The sequence below is a fragment of the Pseudomonas sp. H3_E07 genome, assembly GCF_054668895.1.
On the sequence record NZ_CP162795.1, the window covers coordinates 3586132 to 3610752 of the forward strand.

The window sequence follows — 24621 nt, forward strand, 5'->3', positions numbered from 1 at the left end:
GGGAGCGCCGAGATTATCACTAAGTTGTAACAGATAGTTGCAACAACTGAGCTGAGGCAGTCTGTCACGCGGCAAAAGACCACGCCGTCCTACATCGAAAATGGGACTACTCTTTTAGCAATGCTTGATCCAGATCAATGTCCGCCCGGGCATCGACCTGGCGGCCGCAAGGCCAGATTCCCGACGGGGTGGGTTAAAAAAAGAAACGAATTGAAATTCGCCAGACTCCATATCCGTGGGGGGCAGTGGGTGCAGGCTCCCGCCAGCAGCCGGTATTACCTGACAGAGGAAGACTTATGTTCGGTTTGGAGGCGCTAGATCTCGCCCGAATTCAATTTGCGTTCACCATCTCTTTCCACATCCTGTTCCCGGCGATCACCATCGGCCTGGCCAGTTACCTTGCGGTGCTGGAAGGCTTGTGGCTCAAGACCCACAACGACACCTACCGTGACCTCTATCATTTCTGGTCGAAGATCTTTGCCGTCAACTTCGGTATGGGTGTGGTCTCCGGTTTGGTCATGGCTTACCAGTTCGGCACCAACTGGAGCCGCTTCTCGGACTTCGCGGGCGCCGTCACCGGGCCGCTCCTGACCTACGAAGTGCTCACGGCCTTCTTCCTCGAAGCCGGTTTCCTTGGCGTGATGCTGTTCGGCTGGAACAAGGTCGGGCGCAACCTGCACTTCTTCTCCACCGTAATGGTGGCCGTCGGCACGTTGATTTCCACGTTCTGGATCCTCTCGTCCAATAGCTGGATGCAGACGCCTCAGGGCTTTGAAATCATTGATGGCCGCGTGATCCCGACCGATTGGTTCGCCGTGGTCTTCAACCCGTCTTTCCCGTATCGCCTGGCGCACATGGCCACGGCAGCCTTCGTGGCCACCGCGTTCTTCGTCGGTTCCTCGGCGGCCTGGCACCTGCTGCGCGGCAAGGACAACCCGGCGATCCGCAAAATGCTCTCGATGGCCATGTGGATGGCCCTGATCGTCGCGCCTATTCAGGCGGTGATCGGCGACTTCCATGGTCTCAACACCTTGAAGCACCAGCCGGCAAAAATTGCCGCGATCGAAGGCCACTGGGAAAACATCGGCAACGAGCCGACGCCGCTGATCCTGTTTGGCTGGCCCGACATGAAGGCCGAGAAAACCAAGTACGCGGTGGAAATCCCGTACCTGGGCAGCTTGATCCTGACTCACTCACTGGATAAGCAGGTTCCGGCGCTCAAGGAATTCCCGCCCGAGGACCGCCCTAACTCGACCATCGTGTTCTGGTCGTTCCGGGTCATGGTCGGCCTGGGCTTCCTGATGATCTTCACCGGTTTGTTCAGCCTCTGGCTGCGCCGGGGCGACAAGATGTACACGTCCAAACCGTTCCTGTACCTGGCGTTGTGGATGGGCCCGTCCGGCCTGATCGCGATTCTCGCCGGCTGGTTCACCACCGAGATCGGTCGTCAGCCGTGGGTGGTCTACGGCTTGATGCGCACGGCGGATGCTTCCTCCGGGCATAGCCTGGCGCAGATGACGATCACCCTGGTGTTGTTCGTGGTGGTGTACTTCGCGCTGTTCGGCGCGGGCCTGGGCTACATGATGCGCCTGGTACGCAAAGGACCTCAGACCCACGAGGGCAGTGAACCTACCCACGGTGGCCCTGGCCAGAAACGCACACCGGCCCGTCCGTTGTCGGCTGCCGATGATGGCAGCGACGACGACCACGTCGACATCCAGCACAAGGGGAATTGAGATGGGTATTGATCTTCCGCTGATCTGGGCCGTGATCATCATCTTCGGCATCATGATGTATGTGGTCATGGACGGTTTCGACCTGGGCATCGGCATCCTGTTTCCGTTTATCCCGGGCAAGACCGACCGTGACGTCATGATGAACACCGTGGCCCCGGTCTGGGACGGCAATGAAACCTGGTTAGTCCTGGGCGGCGCAGCGTTGTTCGGCGCGTTCCCGCTGGCCTATTCGGTGGTGTTGTCGGCGCTGTACCTGCCGCTGATCCTGATGCTGATCGGGCTGATCTTCCGTGGCGTGGCGTTCGAGTTCCGCTTCAAGGCCAAGGACCACAAGCGTCACCTGTGGGACAAGGCGTTTATCGGTGGCTCATTGGCGGCGACGTTCTTCCAGGGCGTGGCGCTGGGGGCGTTTATCGACGGCATTCCGGTAGTGGATCGCCAGTTCGCCGGCGGCTCACTGGACTGGGCCACACCGTTCACGATGTTCTGCGGCGTCGCGTTGATCGTGGCCTATGCGTTGCTCGGCTGCACTTGGCTGATCATGAAGACCGAAGGCCCGCTGCAGGAAAAGATGCACAACCTGGCACGGCCATTGGCCTTTGTGGTGCTGGCGGTGATTGGCATTGTGAGCATCTGGACGCCATTGACGCACCCGGAAATCGCCTCGCGCTGGTTCACCCTGCCGAACCTGTTCTGGTTCCTGCCGGTGCCGATCCTGGTGTTGGTGACCATGTACGGACTGTTCCGCGCGGTGGCACGTCATGCGCACTACACGCCGTTCCTGCTGACCTTGGTGCTGATTTTCCTGGGCTACAGTGGTTTAGGCATCAGCCTGTGGCCGAATATCATTCCGCCCTCCGTGTCGATCTGGGATGCCGCGGCGCCGCCGCAAAGCCAGGGCTTCATGCTGGTGGGCACCTTGTTCATCATCCCGTTCATCCTGGGCTACACCTTCTGGAGCTACTACGTATTCCGCGGCAAGGTCACCCACGAAGACGGTTATCACTAGGAGGGTCGTTCCATGTCCGGCAAACCTTCGTTGCACGAGATCGAACAGGCCGAGAAACAGCCGTTGTGGCGGCGCCTGGGGTGGCTGGCGATGATCTGGACCGGCAGCGTGCTGGCCTTGTTTGTCGTGGCGAGCCTGATGCGCATGTTCATGAATGCGGCGGGCCTGACCACCCACTGACATCCCGATCCGGGCTTTGCAGCCCGGCTTTTCAACCCTGCCCCTCGCGAGATCGGCAGGGTTTTTTTATTTGCGCGCTTTGAGGATCACGAATTTTGGCGTGGTGGCGACTTGCTCGACACCTCGGAACAAGCGAGCCAGTTTGGTGTGATAACCCAGGTGGCGGTTGCCGACTATATAGAGGGCGCCACCGACCACCAGCGCTTCCCGCGCCTGTTGGAACATGCGCCAGGCGAGGAAGTCGCCCACCACCTGCTGCTGGTGAAACGGCGGATTGCACAGCACCACGTCCAGCGATTGCGGCTCTTGCCCGGCCAGGCCGTCGGCGGCGCGCACGACGACATCGCGTTCGCCAAGTGCGGCGTGCCAGTTCTCGGCTGCCGACTGCACGGCCATGTAGGACTCATCTACCAAGGTGTAGTGCGCTTCGGGATTTTGCAGGGCGCTGGCAATCGCCAGCACACCGTTGCCGCAACCCAGGTCTGCCACGCAGGCACTGCCCAGGTTTTTCGGCAAGTGGGGCAGGAACGCGCGGGTGCCGATGTCCAGGCTTTCGCGGCAGAACACGTTGGCGTGGTTCAGCAGTTCGATGGCCGGCGTGTCCAGGGTGTAGCGGGTCGGGTAGGGCGAGACTGCAGCAGGACGGTCTTCGGGAGTGGCAATCAGCAAACGCGCCTTTTTCACTGCCAGCGACGCCTGCATCGGGCCGATGTAACGCTCCAGCAACTCGCCTGCCGCCCGTGGCAGATGCTTGATCATTGCCCCGGCGATGACTTGAGCTCCCGGCGCGAGTTGGCCTTGCAAGCGGATCAGTTGTTCTTCCAGCAAGGCCAGGGTTTTCGGTACGCGGATCAACACACAGTCGTACGGCCCTGTCGGAACCTGGCTGGCGGGGATGAATGCCACCGCATCAAAAGCCTTGCCGTTGCGCACCAGGTTTTTTTCCAGGCCCTGGGCGGCCAGGAACGAATCACCACTGGAGGTTACCTGCACCTGGCCTTGAAGGCTGGCCGCCAGGGCGCCGAAGCTGTCATTGAGCACCAGCACGCGCGTCGTCACCGTCGGCTGTTGCTCGGCCAGGTGATTGAGCAGGTACTCGTCGGCGGCATCGAAGGCTTGCAGCGGATCGTTATGTTGCTCTGGCTGGCGGATCAGATCGAGCTGGGCGAAGGGGCTTTCGAGCAGGGGCATGGCGGGGGAGGCTCTGGGTAAACGATGGGTGTTCGGCAGTCGCCGACCAAACCGTCTGAGTGAACAACAGGCGGCCCAGGGGGCTGCTCAACACTCAGAATTGGCCGTAAATGTTACGTTTTTTTCAGCGGGAATACATGCGGTGTTTCTTTGCCGGTCAAATAATCCCGCTGCGGGCGGCGCAGAGCACGGCGGCAATCTTGTTATTGACCCCCAGTTTTTTGAAACAGCTGCAAATATGATAGCCAATCGTTCGTTCGGACAAGCACAGGATGGCGGCTATGTCCGCTGCGGTCTTGCCCATTGCGGACCACTTGAGGACCTCCCTTTCTCGAGCGGTGAGTGTGCTGGCAGCTATGACGTCGGGGGAGGCCGCATACTTCTGCGCCACGACGGCGTGCATTGCGTGACACAGCCACAATACCTGGCCGGCCTTTTCGTACAGCTCTTCCGGGCTGACTTCGTGTCTGCTACGCGCCAGGGTCAGCATGCTGAACACGCCCCGGAAGTCATGCACGGCTTGCGTCCATCCCACGTTCACACCCAGTGTCTGCGCCAGGGACCACAGGTTGGGCGAGTCCCGAAAGGTCTTCTCCTCCCAGACAACCGGCAGCACTGAGGTCTTGCAGTGTTGGACGACGGGGTCTATGTCGAAAAAGTGTGCTTGGTCATACAGCGTGGACCACTCGCTTGGATAGTTGTTGATATCGATCGGTTTTGCTTTGTTTTTGGGTATTTGAGAACTCATCTTGAAGGAACAGTATTGAAAGCCGAGCTCATACGTTTTGTTGGTAAGCATTTCAAACACACTGGTGATCTCGTCCTCGCCTTCCAGTTTGGGGAGTTTTGTATTGCGCCAGTTGATCATCGGTAAATCTCCATGGATTAAGCTATTTGGGTACGTCCTGAACCCCAAAGCTGCAGAAAAAAAGTGTAGGACAGGGACTACGCGGCGGTAGGAAAAATTTGATCTTGTAAGCACGTGTTTAATAATTTTCTGCAAGGCTGCTCATGAACTTTGCAAGGGGCACATGAGAAAATTGCGGTTTATTAGAGGGTTGTAATGATCAACTAACAGCGCGTTGTTGAATCCACTGGAAAGGCTAATAGCGAATTGATTGGCGGTGATATTACGTAGCCACTGCTCCATGAGCTCAAGAAGCCATTACCAACCGTAGGTGTTCCCACGCGCGACTTTGAGGGACACTAGGGCACCTGTAGAACGGAGCCCCCCATGACGGCCAGTGCTGAGAAATTTACCCGCCAGACCTTGCTCGATGTGCAATCGCTGACCCCCAGCCTGTTTACCCTGCGCACCACCCGCGATCCGGGCTTTCGTTTCACGGCGGGGCAGTTCGTGCGCGTGGGGGTGACCAAGGCGGACGGCAGCACCGTGTGGCGCGCCTATTCCCTGGTGTCCTCACCGTTTGACGAGCATCTGGACTTCTTCTCGATCGTTGTCCCAGGGGGGAGTTCACCAGTGAGCTGAGCCGCCTGCGTGTGGGCGATACCTTGATGGTGGAGCGCCAGGCCACGGGCTTCCTGACCTTGAACCGTTTCGTCGATGGCCGCGACTTGTGGATGCTGGGGACGGGCACCGGGGTAGCACCTTTCCTGTCGATCCTGCAGGATTTTGAAGTCTGGGAGAAGTTCGAACGCATCATCCTCGTGTACAGCGCACGGGAAGCCAAAGAACTGGCCTATCAGGCACTGATCAAGGAACTGGGCGAGCGTGAGTATCTCGCCGAATACGCGCACAAGCTTATCTACATTCCCACAGTCACCCGTGAGCAACACCCTGGCGCGTTGAATGGACGCATCACCACACTGATCGAAAATGGCGAGCTTGAGCGCGCAGCCGGCGTTGAGTTGACCCCGGAACATTCCCGCGTGCTGATCTGCGGCAACCCGCAGATGGTCGATGACACGCGGCAGTTGCTCAAGCAGCGTGACATGAACCTGAGCTTGAGCCGTCGCCCAGGCCAAGTGGCGGTGGAAAACTACTGGTAATAAAAAAGGCGCCTCAAGCAGGCGCCTTTTTTCTCAAACCGTTCGTTACAGGCGCGGCTTGTCGTTCTGTGCCTTGAGCAGATCCCGGATCTCACCCAGCAACACTTCTTCCTTGGTCGGCGTCGGCGGCAGGCTTGGCGCCACGGCCTCTTCCCGCTTCAGGCGGTTGATCGCCTTCACACCCATGAAGATCGCAAACGCGACGATCACAAAGTCGATGACGCTCTGGATGAACTTGCCATAGGCGAGCACCACCGCAGGCACATCGCCCTGTGCCGCCTTGAGCGTAATCGCCAAGTCTCCGAAGTCCACACCACCGATCAACAGACCGATTGGGGGCATCACCACGTCGCCTACAAACGAGGAAACAATCTTGCCGAAGGCGGCGCCGATGATAATACCGACGGCCATGTCGACCACATTACCTTTGACCGCGAAGGCCTTGAACTCACTGATCACGCCCATAGGTTATTCCTTGTTACAGATGAGAAGGGTGGGACTCAGTGTAATTCAGTCATAGCGGGCTTGCCCGACACAACCGTTTACACTGTTAATTTTTATCGACACATTAAAACGCAAATAGTTTGCAAAGTGCCACCAGTCGCGCGCGAAATACGCCTGATATCAGTGACTTAACAGATTATTTTATTAATCGGGTCGTTGTGGCTTTTCTATTTATCTTCTGACGCTTGGGTCACTAGCCTCTGGCAAGCACAACTGAATGTGCACTAAAAAAACCAGAGGAAACCTCGATGAAGACCCCAATGAGCCGCGGGCCGGTTTCAGCGCGATACGCGCTGGTACTGGCGACCGCCAGCCTGCTTTCCCTGTCCGTACACGCCGCCAACCTGACCCGCGACAACGGTGCTGCGGTTGGCGACAACCAGAACTCGCAGACCGCCGGCGCCAATGGTCCGGTGCTGCTGCAAGACGTGCAGTTGATCCAGAAACTGCAGCGCTTCGATCGCGAGCGCATCCCCGAGCGCGTGGTACACGCCCGCGGTACCGGCGCCCACGGCATCTTCACCGTCACGGACAACCTCAGCGACCTGACCAAGGCCAAGGTGTTCGCGGCCGGTGAAGCCACGCCGGTGTTCGTTCGCTTCTCCGCCGTTGTCCACGGTAACCACTCCCCGGAAACCCTGCGCGACCCGCGTGGTTTCGCCACCAAGTTCTACACCGCCGACGGTAACTGGGACCTGGTGGGCAACAACTTCCCGACGTTCTTCATCCGCGATGCGATCAAGTTCCCGGACATGGTCCACGCCTTCAAGCCAGACCCGCGCACCAACCTGGATGACGATTCCCGTCGCTTCGACTTCTTCTCCCACGTGCCCGAGTCCACGCGCACGCTGACCGAGCTGTACTCCGATTCCGGCACCCCGGCCAGCTACCGGGAAATGGACGGCAATGGCGTGCACGCCTACAAACTGATCAACGCCAAGGGCGAAGTGCACTACGTCAAGTTCCACTGGAAGAGCCTGCAAGGCATCAAGAACCTCGATCCCAAGCAGGTCACCGAAGTGCAGGGCCGCGACTACAGCCACATGACCAACGACCTGGTCACCCATATCAACAAGGGCGATTTCCCCAAGTGGGATCTGTACGTGCAGGTGCTCAAGCCTGAAGACCTGGCCAAGTTCGACTTCGACCCGCTGGATGCCACCAAGATCTGGCCGAATGTACCCGAACGCAAAGTCGGGCAGATGGTGCTGAACCGCAACCCCGCCAATGTGTTCCAGGAAACCGAGCAAGTGGCCATGGCCCCGGCCAACCTGGTGCCAGGCATCGAGCCGTCCGAGGACCGCCTGCTGCAAGGTCGGGTGTTCTCCTATGCCGACACCCAGATGTACCGCCTGGGCGCCAATGCCCTGCAACTGCCGATCAACGCTCCACGGGTGACTGTCAACAACGGTAACCAGGACGGCGCGATGAACGTCGGCAAGACCACCACCGGCGTGAACTACCAGCCAAGCCGCCTGCTGCCACGGGACGAGCCGCAAACCGCGCGCTACAGCCAGTCGAACCTGGTGGGCAGCACCCAGCAGGCGAAGATCCAGCGTGAGCAGAACTTCAAGCAGGCCGGTGATCTGTACCGCTCTTTCACCAAGAAAGAGCGCCAGGACTTGATCGAAAACTTTGGCGGCTCGCTGGCGACCACCGATGACGAGAGCAAGCACATCATCCTGTCGTTCCTCTACAAGGCCGACCCGGAATATGGCACCGGCGTGGCCAAGGTTGCCAAGGGGGACCTGGCGCGCGTGAAGGCGCTGGCGGAAAAACTGACTGACTGATCCGTTGGTTCTGGTCGGCGCCCAATGACGGGCGTCGACCCTTGGCAGGAGAACACCCATGCGAGTTTCTATCGGATTGCTGATGGCCATGCTGGCCTTTGTCGCCCATGCCGAGTCTCCCGAGCCGGTCGCGCTCAAGGCCCAGCTGCAGGACTACTATTTCGACGCCGCCCGCCGTGGCGACCTCGACATGCTCAACACCTTCATCGACTCCGGCTACAGCCTCAACACCCAGGACGACAAGGGTTACACCGCGCTGATCCTCGCCGCTTACCACGGTCAGGGCCCGTTCGTGGAGCGCTTGCTCGATGCCGGTGCCGACGCCTGTGTGCAGGACAGGCGCGGTAACACCGCGCTGATGGGCGCGATCTTCAAGGGTGAGCTGAAAATCGCCCAACGCCTGCTGGCGACTGACTGCAACCCCGACCAACGCAACGGCGCCGGGCAGAAAGCGGCCATGTACGCCGGGCTGTTCAAGCGTGTCGAGTTGCTGGAAGCGTTGAAGGCCAAGGGCGCGGACCTCAACGCCGAAGACCCGATCGGCAACAGTGCTTCACGATTGGCCAGTGGTGAAATCCGGACCCCGGCGCCGCGCTGAGCTATCATCGCGGTTTTTCGGTTGGAGGTTCTCAAATGGCAAAGGCCAAGCGCATGTACGGCTGCACGGAGTGCGGCGCGACCTTTCCCAAGTGGGCCGGCCAATGTACCGAATGCGGTGCGTGGAACACCCTGACTGAAACCATGATCGAGAGCGGTGGCGCTGCGGCCCCCACTGGCCGTGCCGGCTGGACCGGGCAACAGGCGCAGATCAAGACGTTGGCCGAAGTCAGTGTCGAAGAGATCCCGCGTTTCTCCACGGCCTCCGGTGAATTGGACCGGGTGCTGGGCGGCGGCCTGGTGGACGGTTCGGTGGTGCTGATTGGTGGCGATCCGGGCATCGGCAAATCGACGATCCTGCTACAAACCTTGTGCAGCATCGCCAGCCGCATGCCGGCGCTGTATGTCACCGGCGAAGAGTCCCAGCAGCAAGTGGCCATGCGCGCCCGTCGCCTGGGCTTGCCCCAGGATCAGTTGCGAGTGATGACCGAGACCTGCATTGAAAGCATCATTGCCACGGCGCGTATCGAAAAGCCCAAGGTCATGGTGATCGACTCGATCCAGACGATTTTCACCGAACAACTGCAGTCGGCGCCGGGGGGGGGTGTCCCAGGTGCGTGAGAGTGCGGCGCTGCTGGTGCGCTATGCCAAGCAGAGCGGAACAGCGATCTTCCTGGTGGGGCATGTGACCAAAGAGGGCGCACTGGCCGGGCCACGGGTGTTGGAGCACATGGTAGACACCGTGCTGTATTTCGAAGGTGAGTCCGACGGCCGTCTGCGCTTGCTGCGGGCGGTGAAGAACCGTTTCGGCGCGGTCAACGAATTGGGCGTGTTCGCCATGACTGACCGGGGGCTGAAAGAAGTCTCCAACCCTTCAGCGATTTTTCTCACGCGCGCCCAAGAAGAAGTCCCAGGCAGTGTGGTGATGGCAACCTGGGAAGGCACCCGTCCTATGCTGGTGGAAGTGCAGGCCCTGGTGGATGACAGTCACTTGGCCAACCCCCGCCGCGTGACGTTGGGCCTGGATCAGAACCGCCTCGCGATGCTGTTGGCGGTATTGCATCGCCACGGTGGCATCCCGACCCACGATCAGGACGTGTTCCTCAACGTGGTCGGCGGGGTCAAGGTGCTGGAAACGGCATCCGACCTGGCGTTGATGGCGGCGGTGATGTCCAGCCTGCGTAACCGGCCGTTGCCCCATGACTTGCTGGTGTTTGGTGAAGTCGGTTTGTCCGGTGAAGTGCGCCCGGTGCCCAGCGGCCAGGAGCGCCTCAAGGAAGCGGCCAAGCACGGCTTCAAGCGCGCCATCGTGCCCAAGGGCAATGCGCCGAAGGAATCACCGCCGGGGATCACGATTATTGGCGTGACGCGGTTGGAACAGGCGTTGGATGCGTTGTTCGAGTAACCGGCAACACCGCAAACCCATGTGGGCTGTTAAACCTCTAGCAAGGCGCCCAACTCGCGCTCCAACTCTTCCTCGTCACCCAGGTTCAACTCGATCAGCCGCCGCAAATGGCTGATCGATTCCAGGTCGATGTGCTGGCACACAAAGCCCAATTGCCCATGATCCTCATGAGCCAGCCGCACTTGCATCTTTATATGGGCCTTTGGGTCCAGGCGTATGTCCACGTCGAACGGCAGCGCCTTGTTGCCCTTCCAGTCTTCGGGCTTTTGTATCAACAAGCCTTTTAACGACAAATCCACTAGTTGCGCCGGCCATTCGCGGCCGTTTTGCCGAAATTCAGTCTTGGCGTCAAAAGCGATACGACGGAAACGGCGGCGGTCAGACGGTTGTTCGGTCATGGTGAAACCCTCTGGAGATACGGGGATTGTAGCCCTGCGCCATCATTGGCCCGGTATTTCTGCTTTTTTTGCGCGCAGAAGGCTCTAGACCAACGTAGGGGGGTGGCCTTTAAGGCCAACAGCGCTAAACTCGGCATGGCTGTCCTTTCTGTCCACCCTGGCTGGAATATAAAAATGAAAAATAATAATAGCCTGCTACGCCACCTACCCTGGCTGGTGCTGGCAATCGTAGGAGCGTGCGCCCTGGGCGTAGTGGCCTTGCGCCGCGGCGAGGCAATCAACGCCTTGTGGATTGTGGTCGCTGCTGTGGCCATCTATCTGGTTGCGTACCGTTACTACAGTCTGTTCATCGCTAACAACGTGATGCAACTCGATCCACGGCGGGCCACCCCCGCAGTGCTCAATAATGACGGTCTGGACTATGTGCCGACCAACAAACACATCCTTTTCGGTCACCACTTTGCGGCGATTGCCGGTGCAGGCCCGTTGGTCGGCCCGGTGCTGGCGGCGCAAATGGGCTACCTGCCTGGAACGCTCTGGCTGATTGCCGGCGTGGTGCTGGCCGGTGCGGTTCAGGACTTCATGATCCTGTTCCTGTCCACCCGTCGTAACGGCCGTTCCCTGGGGGACATGGTGCGCGAAGAGATGGGCCGTATCCCAGGCACCATCGCGCTGTTCGGCTGCTTCCTGATCATGATCATCATCCTCGCGGTGCTGGCGCTGATCGTGGTCAAAGCGTTGGCCGAGAGCCCGTGGGGCATCTTCACGGTGATGGCGACCATCCCGATCGCGATGTTCATGGGCATCTACATGCGCTACATCCGCCCGGGCCGCATTGGCGAAATCTCGATCATCGGGGTGCTGTTGCTGCTGGGTTCGATCTGGCTGGGCGGGCAGATCGCTGCTGACCCGGTCTGGGCCAAGGCTTTCACCTTCACCGGGATCCAGATCACCTGGATGCTGATCGGCTACGGCTTCGTGGCCGCGGTACTGCCGGTGTGGCTGATCCTGGCGCCGCGTGACTACCTCTCCACTTTCCTGAAAATCGGCACCATCATTGCGCTGGCAATCGGCATCCTGGTGACCATGCCCGACCTTAAAATGCCGGCACTGACCCAATTCATCGACGGCACCGGCCCAGTGTGGAAGGGCGGCCTGTTCCCGTTCCTGTTCATCACAATCGCCTGTGGCGCGGTCTCGGGGTTCCACGCGCTGATTTCTTCCGGCACCACGCCAAAGTTGCTGGCTAATGAAAGCCATGCCCGCTACATCGGTTATGGCGGCATGTTGATGGAGTCCTTCGTGGCCATCATGGCGATGGTTGCCGCGTCGGTGATCGAGCCGGGTGTGTACTTCGCCATGAACAGCCCGGCCGCGATTGTCGGCACCGACGTGGTCACCGTGGCGCAGACCGTCAGCAGCTGGGGCTTTGCGATCACGCCTGAGGCGCTGTCCGCGGTGGCCCATGACATCGGTGAAACCACTATCCTGGCCCGTGCCGGTGGCGCACCGACGTTGGCAGTGGGTATCGCGCAGATCCTGCACAGTGTGCTGCCAGGTGAAAACACCATGGCGTTCTGGTACCACTTTGCGATCCTGTTCGAAGCGCTGTTCATCCTGACGGCGGTGGATGCGGGCACCCGTGCCGGTCGCTTCATGTTGCAGGATTTGCTCGGCTCTTTCGTACCGGCGCTCAAACGCACCGAGTCGTGGACCGCCAACCTGATCGCGACCGCCGGTTGTGTGGCCATGTGGGGTTACCTGCTGTACCAAGGCGTGATCGACCCACTGGGCGGCATCAACACCTTGTGGCCGCTGTTCGGTATCTCCAACCAGATGCTGGCAGGTATTGCGCTGATGCTGGCCACCGTTGTGCTGATCAAAATGAAACGCCAGCGCTATATCTGGGTGACCATGCTGCCGGCCGTCTGGCTGCTGATCTGCACCACCACCGCAGGCTTCATCAAGCTGTTCGACGCCAACCCGGCGATTGGCTTCCTGTCGCTGGCGAAGAAGTACAGTGATGCATTGGCCAATGGCCAGATCCTCGCCCCGGCGAAGAACATCGACCAGATGCAACATGTGATCTGGAACGCCTACACCAACGCAACGCTGACGGCGCTGTTCCTGTTCGTGGTCTTCAGCATTCTGTTCTATGCGCTCAAGGTTGGCGTCGCCGCCTGGGGCAACAAAGAGCGTACGGATAAAGAAGCGCCGTTCCAGGCAGTACCGGACGCATAACCGAGGATTGCAACCATGTTCAATGACATCAGTCGCCTCGGTAAATACCTCGGTCAGGCCGCGCGCCTGATGGTCGGCATGCCCGACTACGATACGTACGTCGAGCATATGCAAACCAAACACCCGGACAAGCCGGTGATGGACTACAAGGCGTTCTTCCGGGAACGCCAGGAAGCCCGTTACGGCGGCAAGGGTGGGCCTAAGTGCTGCTAACCCGGCACTCGGGCTTGCGGTGATCCACTGTGGGAGCGGGCTTGCTCGCGAATGCGGTCTGTCAGTTGATGTATGTGCTGACTGATACACCGCATTCGCGAGCAAGCCCGCTCCCACATTTGTTTTGTGTTCCTTCAGTTATAAGGAGAACTGCTTTTGTCCTCTCCCATTCCAGTGACCGTCCTCAGTGGCTTCCTCGGCGCCGGCAAGACCACCTTGCTGCGCCACCTGCTCAAAGCCGAGCACGGCCTGAAGATCGCCGTGATCGAAAACGAATTCAGTGACGCCGGTATCGACACCCAGCTGCTGGGCGCCGAGCCGGTGCAAGTCATGACCCTGTCCAACGGTTGCGTGTGCTGCACCATCCACACCGACCTGACCAAGGCCCTGTACCTGCTGCTCGAACGCCTGGACAGCGGCGAGATCGCCTTCGATCGTCTGGTGATTGAGTGCACCGGCCTGGCCGACCCGGCCCCCGTGGCCCAGACCTTTTTCATCGACGAGGAATTGCGCGAGCGCTACATCCTCGACGGCATCATCACCCTGGTGGATGCGGCCCACGCCGAGCACCACCTGACCCAAACCATCGCCCAGGCCCAGATCGGCTTTGCCGACCGCCTGCTGGTGAGCAAGCGCGACCTGGTGGATGACGCCACCTTCGACGCGCTAAGCGAGCGTCTCACCCGCATCAACCGCCGCGCGCCGATCCGCGTGGTGGACCATGGCAACATCGACCTGGCTGAATTGCTCGACGTACGTGGCTTCAATCTCAACGCCGGCATGACCCTGCGCCCGGTCAGCGCCGCGCCGTCCATTGACCGCATCTCAAGCCTGGTGCTGCGCACTGACCAGCCGCTGGATATCGACCGCCTCAGCGAGTTCATGAACGAACTGCTGGAGGACCACGGCAAGCAGCTGTTGCGCTACAAGGGCGTACTGAACATTGCCGGGGAGGACCGGCGCATGGTGTTTCAGGGCGTGCTGAAGCTCTACGGTTTCGATTGGGATACCGAGTGGGCCGAAGGCGAGGCGCGGGAGAGTGTGATTGTGTTTATTGCCGATGAATTGCCGGAAGACAAGATTCGCGAGGGCTTTGCGAAGGTCCACCAACGCTGATCAAAAATGTGGGAGGGGGCAACCCCCTCCCACATTTGATCGCACTTCAAGTTGGAACAGGCATAAAAAAGCCCGGCTCAAGAGCCGGGCTTCTTAGTCAAGCAACTGCTATCAAGCGCCGTACACCGGCAGCTTTTTGCAGATGGCCTTGACCTTCTCACGCACCGCGTCGATCACGGCTTCGTTGTTCAGGTCAGCCAGGATGTCGCAGATCCAGCCAGCCAGTTCCTTGCACTCAGCTTCCTTGAAGCCACGAGTGGTCACAGCCGGGGTGCCGAAACGCAGGCCCGAGGTGACGAACGGCGAACGTGGGTCGTTCGGCACGGAGTTTTTGTTCACGGTGATGAAGGCTTTGCCCAGGGCAGCATCAGCATCTTTACCGGAAATGTCCTGCTTGATCAGGGACAGCAGGAACAGGTGGTTCTCGGTACCGCCGGACACGACGTCAAAGCCGCGCTCGATGAACACGCTTGCCATGGTCTGGGCGTTCTTGACCACTTGTTGCTGGTAGGTCTTGAACTCAGGCTGCAGGGCTTCCTTGAAGCAGATCGCTTTGGCGGCGATCACGTGCTCCAGTGGGCCGCCCTGGGCGCCTGGGAATACGGCCGAGTTCAGCTTCTTCTCGATGTCGGCGTTGGCGCGCGCCAGGATCAGGCCGCCACGTGGACCGCGCAGGGTCTTGTGGGTGGTGGTGGTGACCACGTCAGCGAAAGGCACCGGGTTCGGGTAGACGCCAGCGGCGACCAGACCGGCCACGTGGGCCATGTCCACGAACAGGTAAGCACCGACTTTGTCGGCAATGGCGCGGAAACGTGGGAAGTCCAGGATCTGCGAGTAGGCAGAGAAACCGGCCACGATCATTTTTGGCTTGTGTTCAACCGCCAGGCGCTCGACTTCGTCGTAGTCGATCAGGCCGTTGGCATCGATGCCGTATTGAACGGCGTTGTACAGCTTGCCGGAAGAAGAGACGCTGGCGCCGTGGGTCAGGTGACCGCCGTGGGCCAGGCTCATGCCCAGGATGGTGTCGCCGCCTTGCAGCAGGGCCAGGTACACGGCGCTGTTGGCTTGGGAACCGGCGTGCGGCTGGACGTTGGCGTAATCGGCGCCGAACAGCTCTTTGGCACGGTCGATGGCCAGTTGCTCAACCACGTCGACGTACTCGCAACCACCGTAGTAGCGCTTGCCTGGGTAACCTTCGGCGTACTTGTTGGTCAAGACCGAACCTTGAGCCTCCATCACCGCTGGGCTGGTGTAGTTTTCCGAAGCGATCAGCTCAATGTGCTCTTCCTGGCGCACGGCTTCTTGCTCCATGGCGGCGAAGAGATCGGCGTCGTACTTGGCAATAGTCAAATCACGGCTGAACATGGCGGTCCTCAAGGATCGGGGGCAGAAAAGGAGGGCATTCTAACCCAATGGGTTTTAGATGGCATATGAAAGGACATCATGTCGCGGACAAGTGGGGCTCATCTGTGGATAGGCGGTGTCTGTGCTGCCGCCTTCGCGAGCAAGCCCGCTCCCACATTCAATCGAGTTCCCTCAGGGGAATGCGGTCGAAATGTGGGAGCGGGCTTGCTCGCGAAGAGGCCATTTGCCCCACCGCAGAACGTCAGTCGAACATGAACAGCGCATCATTGCTGAACTGCGCCTCGAACCTATTTGCCGGCATCGGCCGCCCGAACAGATAACCCTGCACTTCATCGCAGCCATGCTCACGCAGGAAGTCCAGTTGCTCATGGGTTTCCACGCCCTCGGCGATCACCGCCAGGTTCAGGCTATGGGCCATGGCAATGATAGCGCGGGCAATCTGTGCGTCCTGCTCGCCGGATGGCAGGCCGTCAACGAACGTCCGGTCGATCTTCAGCACGTCGATCGGGAATTGCTTGAGGTAGTTGAGTGAGGAATAACCGGTACCAAAGTCGTCAACCGCAATGCTCAAGCCCAGGTTTTTCAGGCTGTCGAGGATCTGCATGGCCTCGTTGACTTCACGCATCAGGATACTTTCGGTGAGTTCCAGCTCCAGGCACGCCGGCGGCAAGCCGGTGTCCTTGAGAATGGTGGCGATGCGAGTGCCCAACTGGCCGTCGGAGAACTGCCGCGCGGAGATATTCACCGAGACCTTTGGCACGCGCACCTTGTTCTGGTGCCAGGTCTTGAGCTGGCGACAGGCTTCGCTGATCACCCAGTCGCCCACGTCTACCACCAGGCCCAACTCTTCCAGCACCGGGATGAAGTCCCCCGGCGGCACCAGGCCACGTCGTGGATGACGCCAGCGCAGCAGGGCTTCGGCGCCGGTCAGGCGCTTGCCGTCGCCACTGAACTGCGGTTGGTAATAGAGCACGAATTCGTTCTGCTCCAAGGCGTGGCGCAGGTCGCTTTCCAGCTCCAGGCGCTCCAGGGCGCTGGCATTCATATCGGCCTGGTAGAACTGGAAGTTGTTCTTGCCACGCTCCTTGGCGTGATACATCGCCGTGTCGGCGTTTTTCATCAATTGGCTCAGCTCGTTGCCGTCCTGAGGGCTCAGGGCGATACCGATACTGGCTGTCACAAAGAACTCGCGGCCTTCCAGCACGAAGGGCTTCACCAGGCTGGCGAGGATCTGCTCGGCCACATGTATCGCGCGGTTCAGCGCCATTTCGCGATTGACCCGTGGCTGCAGGAGCAAGGTGAACTCGTCGCCCCCCATGCGTGCCACGGTATCGTCTTCGGCCACGCAACCCAGCAGGCGTGTGGCCATTTCCTTGAGCATACGGTCGCCGGCGGCGTGGCCCAGGGAGTCGTTGATGGGTTTGAAGCGGTCGAGGTCAAGGAACATCAGCACCACCCACGACTTTTGCCGTTCAGCGGCCTGCAGCGCGGTGTGCAGACGGTCCTGGAACAGTGTGCGGTTGGGCAGGTGGGTGAGGGCGTCGTAGTAGGCCAGGCGGTGGATGCGTTGTTCGCTGGCCTTGCGCTCACTGATGTCACTGAAGAAACACACATAGCTGGCCAGGTCGCCTTCATCGTCGAACACGGCGGTAATGCCGACCCATGCCGGGTAATGCTCGCCGTTGCGGCGCTTGAGCCACACTTCGCCTTCCCAGGTGCTGTGCTGATGCAGCTGCTTGAGCACGTAGCGCAGGTGGGCTTCCTGTTGTTCGTCGACGGTGAGCATGTTCGGCAACTGGTCGAGCACATCGCTGACCGCGTAGCCGCTGACCCGGCTGAACGCCTCGTTGGCCTGCACGATATAACCGGCGGGATCAGTGATCAGGATCGCCGAGGTCGAATGTTCGAAGACCGTGGCCGCCATGCGCAGGTCTTTCTCGGCGCGGCGTTGCTGGCTGATATCACGGCCTACACCGAGGATGCCCTCAAAGGCGCCGTGTTCGTCCCACACCAGCACCATGCGCAGTTCGATCGGCACTTTGCGACCGTCTGCGCGCAGGCAGTCGAACAGGAACAGCTGGGTCTGGATCTCATCACGCAGCTTGTTCAGCGCCTCAGGATCGCCCAGCGCGCGGCTGACCTCTTCCATCAGGCTGTAAATGCCGGTCAATTGCTGCGGGTTGGCGATGATCGACTGCCAGCCGTTCTTGAACACCCAGTCCACGTCATAACCGAGCACGGCGTTGACCGAAGGGCTGATGTAGTTGAGGGCCAATTGGCTGTCGGTGGAGCAGATCACGTCGCTGATGCTTTCGGCCAGCATGCGATAGCGCTGTTCGCTGTCACGCAGGGATTCGCTGGCTTCGATCTGGTCGGTGATGTCCTTGGCCACGCCGATGATGCGGCTGATTTGTGTCGTCTTGTCGCGGGCTAAGGCTTGCTCGCGGATGTCAAAGCGCCGCCATTGGTTGTTGCGGTGACGAAAGCGCAGCTGGCATTGCAATTGGGTGGTGTAGCCGATCTGGCGCTGCTGCTGGCGCAAATCGTGGTAATGCTCGGCGTCTTCGGGGTGCAGCAGGATTTCCCAGAAATATTCGCCCATTTGCTGCAGTTCGGCCTTGTTGTAGCCGAGGGTGTGGCCCAAATGGTGGTTGCTGAAAATCATGCGCTGGCTGATCACGTCCTGCACATACAGATGGTCGGGCACTGTGCGTACCACGTCCGACCAGAAGCTCTCGCGCTCCACCAGCGACAGCTCGATCAGCTTGCGGCTGGTGATATCGCTGATGCTGAGGATCACTGCCTTGAAATCGTCCGGCTGCTCCGGCAGGCGCATCACCAGCCACAGGTACTGCTCGTTGCCGGCCACGTCCTTGAGCTGGATTTCCAGTTCCAGCTGGTGCTGTTGGGTCAGCACCGCCTCAAGAATCTGGTGGCCGATAGACGTGACATTTCGCGGGCAGTCATCGATCAGACGTTCCCAGGCTTCTTCGCAGGAGCCCACGTTCAACAGACGCACCGCCACCTGGTTGACCTCGGTGATGCGCAGTTCCTTGAGCAGTTGCTGGCGCTCGTTGGGGTGGTCCTGCAGCCAGGCGTGCAGTTGCTCGCGGGTTTCCAGCCGGGTCTTGTCGAAGAATGCGTTCAGGCCCATCAGGTCGAGCACGCACAGGGCGACGCCGGTGCCTTCGAAAATGTCTTGGTAGCGTCGGCGGCCTTCATGCACCTGGCGCTGGCGGCGGCGCATGTTCAGCAGCACGATCACCGGGATCAGCGAGAACGCCAGGCCCAACAGGCATTTGCCGATGAAAGCCGGCAGCAGTTGCTCCAGCACCGCAGTACGGTCGAACAGCCCGCGCAGTTGCCAGTCGCTTTTGCTCAGGGGCGTGACCAACACGCTTTTATTCAGCTCGTCCGGGGTGAGCGCGGACGCCCACTGCGCCGGCATGCCGCTGTCCCGGCTGACAACACGGTGGTTGATGCGATTCTCGATGACCCACAGCGGTCGCTGGCCCTGGATGTCTTGGCGGGTGAGGTTGGCGAGGTAGTTGGGGGCCAGGCGCAGCGCCCAATACATCCGGGAGCCACCGCTGGGCTGGTGCAGCAAGAGATAGATGATGGTGCCGTCGTTGCTGTTGCTCAGGTAATAGGACTGGGCACGGCTGCGTTGCACCAGCTCTGCCAGCCAGGCAGCGTCCTGGCTGTCGGCGGCGCTGTCACTGATCATCGCGCCGCTGGGGGCGAGCAGGGCGATGCTGCGCAACTCCGGCAGCGAGCGTTGCAAGGTGCGCATCAAGGCCTGTTGCTGTTCGCTGTCACGCGGCGGCTCGACCATCGGCAGCAGGTTCAGGGCGATTTTCGCGCTGAGGGCCATGTTCAAGCTGATCTGTTCAGCCAGGTCGGCGCTGTAGTCGATGGTGTACTGCTGCTGGTTCTTCTGGTTTTGCTGCAACTGGTCCAGCAACTGCCAGAACAATAACGCGAGCAGCATAAGGACAAGCGTCGCCAATGCGCCTTTGAGGGTGCCGTGCAGGGGCGCTCTCGGCGCTATATGAGCGGCGCGCAGGGGAGTTGGCGGCGTGACTTTGGACAAGCTGTGATCCTGCGGTTTGGCTGGACTGGCGCGCGACGTGCACTATAAGCCGGACGCCCGGAGGGCGGCTAGCATGCCTTGACTTGTGGCAAAGTGCCAGCCCCGCCTGGCGGGCATTAAAGAGCGCCGCCGAGGTGGATCAGGCTGTCCGCCAGCCGTGTCAGGATCGCCAGGGTGAACAGGCTGATAACCACAGACGCCGTGCGGTTGATGGTGTGCGGCGTCAACCACGCGTATCCGCCTCGTTTGATGCGGGCACCCAGCAGCACCCAGGCGCAGCCCACAGGTATCACCACGGCAGTGAATTGTGCGACGAAAGGCAGGTACAGGGTCAAGTCGATAAACGTCTGCATCGGCACGATGAACGAGACGATCAGCAACCCCTTGGGATTGATCAGCGTCAGCAGGAAGAAATGCCGCTTGGACACCCGTGCCTCGGGCTCGGTGTGGAGTGTTTCGTCGGGATGGCGCCACAACAGGTAGCAAGTCCTGATCAAATAGCAGACCGAGGCGAACTGCACGAGCTTCAGGCCCCAGGGCGCGTTGTCGCCGATATGGCTGAGCAGGTAGCCCCAAAAGGAGATCTGCGTCAGATAGGCCAGGCATTCCAGCAGGCTCAGTGGCCAGGCGCGCCTGAATCCCGTGAGTAATCCCGAGCGCAGTAGCAGCGTGTTGGTAGGCCCCGGCATTAACAGCAGTAGCCCGAGTGCGGATAGGACGCCAAGCATGAAGGTTTCTCCTGGAACCCCTGAGGGCTTTGGCCGGCTAATCTAACAGATAGGCTTCGATACGCTCGGTCACTTAGGTTAACCTTGAGGATTCGCAACACTATGTACAGCGCCATGACGCTACGTAGGCCTGTTCTTACTTTTATGAGGTCCACATTTTGGCTCAATACGTCTTCACCATGCATCGGCTGGGCAAAGTTGTCCCGCCGAAGCGGGAAATCCTGAAAAACATTTCGCTGTCCTTCTTCCCCGGCGCCAAGATCGGCGTACTCGGCCTCAACGGTTCGGGTAAATCCACACTGTTGAAAATCATGGCTGGCGTCGACACCGAGTTCGAAGGCGAAGCCCGCCCGATGCCGGACCTGAATATCGGCTACCTGCCGCAAGAGCCGATCCTGGACCCGACCAAGACCGTGCGTGAAGTGGTTGAAGAAGCCGTCAGTGTGATCAAGAACGCCCAGGCGCGCCTGGACGAGGTCTACGCGGCTTACGCTGAAGAAGACGCCGATTTCGACAAACTGGCCGCCGAACAGGCCAAGCTCGAAGCCATCCTGCAAGCCGGCGACGGCCACAACCTGGAGCGCCAGCTGGAAGTCGCCGCCGACGCGCTGCGCCTTCCGGCGTGGGACGCCAAGGTCGAGCACCTGTCCGGTGGTGAGAAACGTCGTGTGGCCCTGTGCCGTCTGCTGCTGTCGGCCCCCGACATGCTGCTGCTCGACGAACCGACCAACCACTTGGACGCCGATTCCGTCGCTTGGCTGGAACACTTCCTGCACGATTTCCCGGGCACCGTGGTAGCGATCACGCACGACCGTTACTTCCTGGACAACGTGGCCGGCTGGATCCTTGAGCTCGACCGTGGCGCCGGTATCCCTTACGAGGGCAACTATTCCGGTTGGCTGGAAGCCAAGTCCGACCGACTGGCCGCCGAATCCAAGCAGCAATCGGCCCATGAAAAAGCCATGAAGGAAGAACTGGAGTGGGTGCGCAAAGGCGCCAAGGCCCGCCAGTCCAAATCCAAGGCCCGTCTGCAACGCTTTGAAGAAATGCAGTCCCAGGAATTCCAGAAGCGCAGCGAAACCAACGAGATCTACATCCCGGCCGGTCCGCGCCTGGGTGACAAGGTCATCGAGTTCAAGAACGTTTCCAAAGGCTATGGCGACCGCGTGCTGATCGACAACCTGTCGTTCTCCATGCCAAAAGGCGCGATCGTCGGCGTAATCGGTGGTAACGGTGCGGGTAAATCCACGCTGTTCCGCATGCTGATGGGCAAGGAAACACCGGATTCGGGCACCATCGAAGTCGGCGAAACCGTGCAACTGGCCTGTGTGGACCAGAGCCGTGAAGACCTGGATGGCAGCAAAACCGTGTTCCAGCAGATTTCCGACGGCTCCGACCAGATCCGTATCGGCAACTATGAGATCCCGTCGCGTACCTATGTAGGCCGTTTCAACTTCAAGGGCGGCGACCAACAGAAGTTCGTCAAGGACCTGTCCGGTGGTGAGCGCGGTCGCTTGCACCTGGCCCTGACCCTGAAAGAGGGCGGCAACGTCCTGCTGCTCGACGAACCGTCCAACGACCTTGACGTTGAAACCCTGCGTTCCCTGGAAGAAGCCCTGCTGGACTTCCCGGGCGCCGCCATTGTGATCTCTCACGATCGGTGGTTCCTTGACCGCGTCGCGACCCACATCCTGGCGTACGAAGACGACTCGCAAGCGGTGTTCTTCGAAGGTAACTACACCGAGTACGAAGCGGACCGTAAAAAGCGTCTGGGCGATGCAGCTGCCCAGCCGCACCGTGTACGGCACAAAAAACTGGCCTGATTCGGGTTGGTTTGAAAAAAGCGGAGCCTTCGGGCTCCGTTTTTTTTGGGCGCTATTCAGGTGGACCGAGGCGACTTCATCGCAGGCAAGCCAGCTCCCACATTGGACCGTGTCGTAGCAGAGGTACTCGATCTAATGTCGGAGCTGGCTTGCCTGCGATAGCGGTTTAACTATTGGTGCATAGCTCGGGTTGAAATCCCTGTTAAGGGGCAAAAAAACGGGGCAATTTATATCCAATGCACCATTTAAATTCACAAAGGCGACATTTTGCCCTGTCGCGGTGCGATATGAATTGCTAAAGTCCGGCTCAATCTCATTTAAAAACAATCAATTTGCCGAGACTTTTCATGATCGAATCCGTCGAATCCTTCCTTGCCCGCCTCAAGAAACGCGACCCCGACCAGCCAGAATTCCACCAGGCCGTAGAAGAAGTCCTACGCAGTCTATGGCCGTTTCTTGAAGCCAACCCCCACTACCTGACCTCAGGCATCCTGGAGCGCATCTGCGAGCCGGAACGCGCGATTACCTTCCGGGTATCGTGGGTGGATGATCACGGCAAGGTCCAGGTCAATCGCGGTTTCCGTATCCAGATGAATAGCGCGATTGGCCCCTACAAAGGCGGCCTGCGCTTCCACCCTTCGGTGAACCTGGGCGTGTTGAAGTTCCTCGCCTTCGAACAGACCTTCAAGAACTCCCTCACCTCGTTGCCCATGGGCGGCGGCAAGGGCGGCTCGGACTTCGATCCCAAGGGCAAGAGCGACGCCGAAGTCATGCGCTTCTGCCAGGCGTTCATGAGCGAGCTGTACCGCCACATTGGCGCGGACGTAGACGTGCCGGCCGGCGACATCGGCGTGGGCGCCCGTGAGATCGGCTTTTTGTTCGGTCAGTACAAGCGCCTGAGCAACCAGTTCACGTCGGTGCTGACCGGCAAGGGCATGACCTATGGCGGCAGCCTGATCCGTCCTGAAGCCACCGGTTTCGGCTGCGTGTACTTCGCCGAAGAAATGCTCAAGCGCAACAATCAGCGGGTTGAAGGCAAGCGCGTGGCGGTGTCTGGCTCCGGTAACGTGGCGCAATACGCTGCGCGCAAGGTCATGGACCTGGGCGGCAAGGTGATCTCCCTGTCCGATTCCGAAGGCACCCTATACGCCGAAAGCGGTTTGACCGAAGAACAATGGTCGGCCCTGCTGGAGCTGAAAAACGTACAACGCGGCCGCATCAGCGAACTGGCCGAACGTTTTGGCCTGGAATTCCGCAAAGGCCAGGCCCCATGGGAACTGGCCTGCGACATCGCGCTGCCCTGCGCGACCCAGAACGAACTGGATGCCGACGCCGCCCGCACGTTGCTGCGCAATGGCTGTATCTGCGTCGCCGAAGGCGCCAACATGCCGACCACGCTGGAGGCTGTGGATATCTTTATCGAGGCGGGCATCCTGTTCGCACCGGGCAAAGCGTCCAATGCCGGTGGCGTGGCCGTGAGTGGCCTGGAAATGTCGCAGAACGCCATGCGCCTGCTGTGGACCGCTGGTGAAGTGGACAGCAAGCTGCACAACATCATGCAGTCCATTCACCATGCCTGCGTGCATTACGGCGAAGAAAACGGTCGGATCAACTACGTGAAAGGCGCGAACATCGCCGGCTTCGTCAAGGTCGCCGACGCGATGCTGGCCCAAGGCATCGTCTAAGCCTCGGGTTCGATCCGCAGCACTTCGATCAACTGATCGCCGACGGGGCGCTGCCACACCACCTCGTCACCCACCTGGGCGCCCAGCAAGGCGCGGCCCAGGGGCGAGCCCCAGTTGATCAGGCCTGCGCTCGCATCGGCCTGGTCTTCTCCGACCAACTGGATACGCTGCTGTTCGTCCTGCTCATTGGCGAAGGTCACCCAACTGCCGATCTGTACCTTGTCGGTGGAGGTGGCCGGCGCCACGACCTGGGCGCTTTGCACTCGCTGGTTGAAGTAACGCAAATCCCGTTCAAGGTCGGCCTGGCGCTGTTTATCGGCGTGCTCGCCCTTTAGCGATTCGGCGCTGTATGCCTGCTGCAACTGCGCAACCTTGGCCTGCAACTGCGCCAAACCCTGCGCGGTGAGGCGGTTGGGCTGCTCGCTGACGTGGCGCTCCACCGGCTGGTCGGCCTGGGCAGCAGCGTTGTCTTCGTTAACAAAAGCTCGGCTCATGACATTCTCCCTCTATGGAGTTTGGGCCATGGTCGCCGCACTT

General features: G+C 60.0%; 18 protein-coding genes and 2 pseudogenes. 12 read left to right on the plus strand and 8 right to left on the minus strand.

The window, feature by feature from the left end:
* Window positions 1-296 precede the first annotated feature (296 nt).
* The 3 genes from AB4O08_RS16445 to AB4O08_RS16455 are packed head-to-tail and all read left to right on the plus strand — an operon-like array spanning window position 297 to window position 2925.
* The gene (locus AB4O08_RS16445; RefSeq protein WP_010206693.1) at window positions 297-1736 is read left to right on the plus strand and encodes a cytochrome ubiquinol oxidase subunit I; all 1440 of its coding nucleotides are present in this window, start codon (window positions 297-299) and stop codon (window positions 1734-1736) included.
* 1 nt (window position 1737) lies between these two features.
* Complete coding sequence (gene cydB, locus AB4O08_RS16450; protein ID WP_010206692.1) at window positions 1738-2745, plus strand: cytochrome d ubiquinol oxidase subunit II; 1008 nt, start codon at window positions 1738-1740, stop codon at window positions 2743-2745.
* Between the two features lie 12 nt (window positions 2746-2757).
* Window positions 2758-2925, plus strand: coding sequence for a DUF2474 domain-containing protein (locus AB4O08_RS16455; protein ID WP_010206690.1), 168 nt, complete (start codon window positions 2758-2760; stop codon window positions 2923-2925).
* Between the two features lie 66 nt (window positions 2926-2991).
* Here the strand turns inward: AB4O08_RS16455 and AB4O08_RS16460 are convergent, their stop codons facing one another.
* Both AB4O08_RS16460 and AB4O08_RS16465 read right to left on the minus strand, forming a co-directional pair.
* Window positions 2992-4116, minus strand: a complete 1125-nt coding sequence (locus AB4O08_RS16460; RefSeq protein ID WP_044287920.1) for a methyltransferase — start codon at window positions 4114-4116, stop codon at window positions 2992-2994.
* Window positions 4117-4273: 157 nt separating this feature from the next.
* A complete protein-coding gene (locus tag AB4O08_RS16465) occupies window positions 4274-4984 on the minus strand; it encodes a helix-turn-helix transcriptional regulator (RefSeq protein ID WP_021492936.1) in 711 nt (236 codons plus the stop codon).
* A 366-nt stretch (window positions 4985-5350) separates the two neighbouring features.
* Between AB4O08_RS16465 and AB4O08_RS16470 the strand changes: the two are divergent.
* Window positions 5351-6126: pseudogene (locus AB4O08_RS16470) on the plus strand (ferredoxin--NADP reductase).
* 45 nt (window positions 6127-6171) lie between these two features.
* On the opposite strand, the gene mscL reads toward AB4O08_RS16470, so the two are convergent.
* Window positions 6172-6591 (minus strand): large-conductance mechanosensitive channel protein MscL, encoded by a 420-nt coding sequence (mscL, locus tag AB4O08_RS16475; protein ID WP_010206685.1) that lies wholly within the window; start codon window positions 6589-6591, stop codon window positions 6172-6174.
* A gap of 287 nt (window positions 6592-6878) precedes the next feature.
* Between mscL and katB the strand changes: the two genes are divergently transcribed.
* The 3 genes and pseudogenes from katB to radA all read left to right on the plus strand — a co-directional run bounded on the left by katB (window position 6879) and on the right by radA (window position 10422).
* Entirely contained in the window at window positions 6879-8420 is a 1542-nt protein-coding gene (katB, locus tag AB4O08_RS16480) for a catalase KatB (RefSeq protein ID WP_010206684.1), read from the plus strand.
* A gap of 58 nt (window positions 8421-8478) precedes the next feature.
* On the plus strand, window positions 8479-9018 hold the full coding sequence (locus AB4O08_RS16485; protein WP_460114224.1) for an ankyrin repeat domain-containing protein: 540 nt from the start codon (window positions 8479-8481) through the stop codon (window positions 9016-9018).
* 35 nt (window positions 9019-9053) lie between these two features.
* Window positions 9054-10422 (plus strand): annotated as a pseudogene (radA, locus tag AB4O08_RS16490) (DNA repair protein RadA).
* A 29-nt stretch (window positions 10423-10451) separates the two neighbouring features.
* Here radA and AB4O08_RS16495 read toward each other — a convergent pair.
* Entirely contained in the window at window positions 10452-10820 is a 369-nt protein-coding gene (locus tag AB4O08_RS16495; protein ID WP_010206681.1) for a PilZ domain-containing protein, read from the minus strand.
* A gap of 174 nt (window positions 10821-10994) precedes the next feature.
* On the opposite strand from AB4O08_RS16495, the gene AB4O08_RS16500 reads away from it, so the two are divergent.
* The 3 genes from AB4O08_RS16500 (at window position 10995) to yjiA (ending at window position 14390) form a co-directional block, all read left to right on the plus strand.
* Window positions 10995-13061: a carbon starvation CstA family protein gene (locus tag AB4O08_RS16500; protein WP_010206680.1), complete on the plus strand. Its 2067-nt coding sequence runs from the start codon at window positions 10995-10997 to the stop codon at window positions 13059-13061.
* Window positions 13062-13076: 15 nt separating this feature from the next.
* Window positions 13077-13274: a YbdD/YjiX family protein gene (locus AB4O08_RS16505; protein ID WP_003194308.1), complete on the plus strand. Its 198-nt coding sequence runs from the start codon at window positions 13077-13079 to the stop codon at window positions 13272-13274.
* Between the two features lie 156 nt (window positions 13275-13430).
* Window positions 13431-14390, plus strand: coding sequence for a GTPase (gene yjiA / locus AB4O08_RS16510; protein ID WP_010206678.1), 960 nt, complete (start codon window positions 13431-13433; stop codon window positions 14388-14390).
* Between the two features lie 111 nt (window positions 14391-14501).
* On the opposite strand, the gene glyA is transcribed toward yjiA, so the two are convergent.
* The 3 genes from glyA to AB4O08_RS16525 form a co-directional block, all read right to left on the minus strand.
* Window positions 14502-15755 (minus strand): serine hydroxymethyltransferase, encoded by a 1254-nt coding sequence (gene glyA / locus AB4O08_RS16515; RefSeq protein WP_010206677.1) that lies wholly within the window; start codon window positions 15753-15755, stop codon window positions 14502-14504.
* 241 nt (window positions 15756-15996) lie between these two features.
* Window positions 15997-19848 (minus strand): bifunctional diguanylate cyclase/phosphodiesterase, encoded by a 3852-nt coding sequence (locus AB4O08_RS16520; protein WP_305469545.1) that lies wholly within the window; start codon window positions 19846-19848, stop codon window positions 15997-15999.
* A gap of 116 nt (window positions 19849-19964) precedes the next feature.
* On the minus strand, window positions 19965-20576 hold the full coding sequence (locus AB4O08_RS16525) for a LysE family translocator (RefSeq protein WP_010206674.1): 612 nt from the start codon (window positions 20574-20576) through the stop codon (window positions 19965-19967).
* Between the two features lie 158 nt (window positions 20577-20734).
* On the opposite strand from AB4O08_RS16525, the gene ettA reads away from it, so the two are divergent.
* A complete protein-coding gene (ettA, locus tag AB4O08_RS16530; protein WP_010206673.1) occupies window positions 20735-22399 on the plus strand; it encodes an energy-dependent translational throttle protein EttA in 1665 nt (554 codons plus the stop codon).
* Window positions 22400-22746: 347 nt separating this feature from the next.
* Window positions 22747-24084, plus strand: coding sequence for an NADP-specific glutamate dehydrogenase (gene gdhA, locus AB4O08_RS16535; protein ID WP_021492931.1), 1338 nt, complete (start codon window positions 22747-22749; stop codon window positions 24082-24084).
* Here the strand turns inward: gdhA and AB4O08_RS16540 are convergent.
* Entirely contained in the window at window positions 24081-24578 is a 498-nt protein-coding gene (locus AB4O08_RS16540) for a GreA/GreB family elongation factor (RefSeq protein WP_021492930.1), read from the minus strand. The genes gdhA and AB4O08_RS16540 overlap by 4 nt on opposite strands.
* Window positions 24579-24621: the final 43 nt, after the last annotated feature.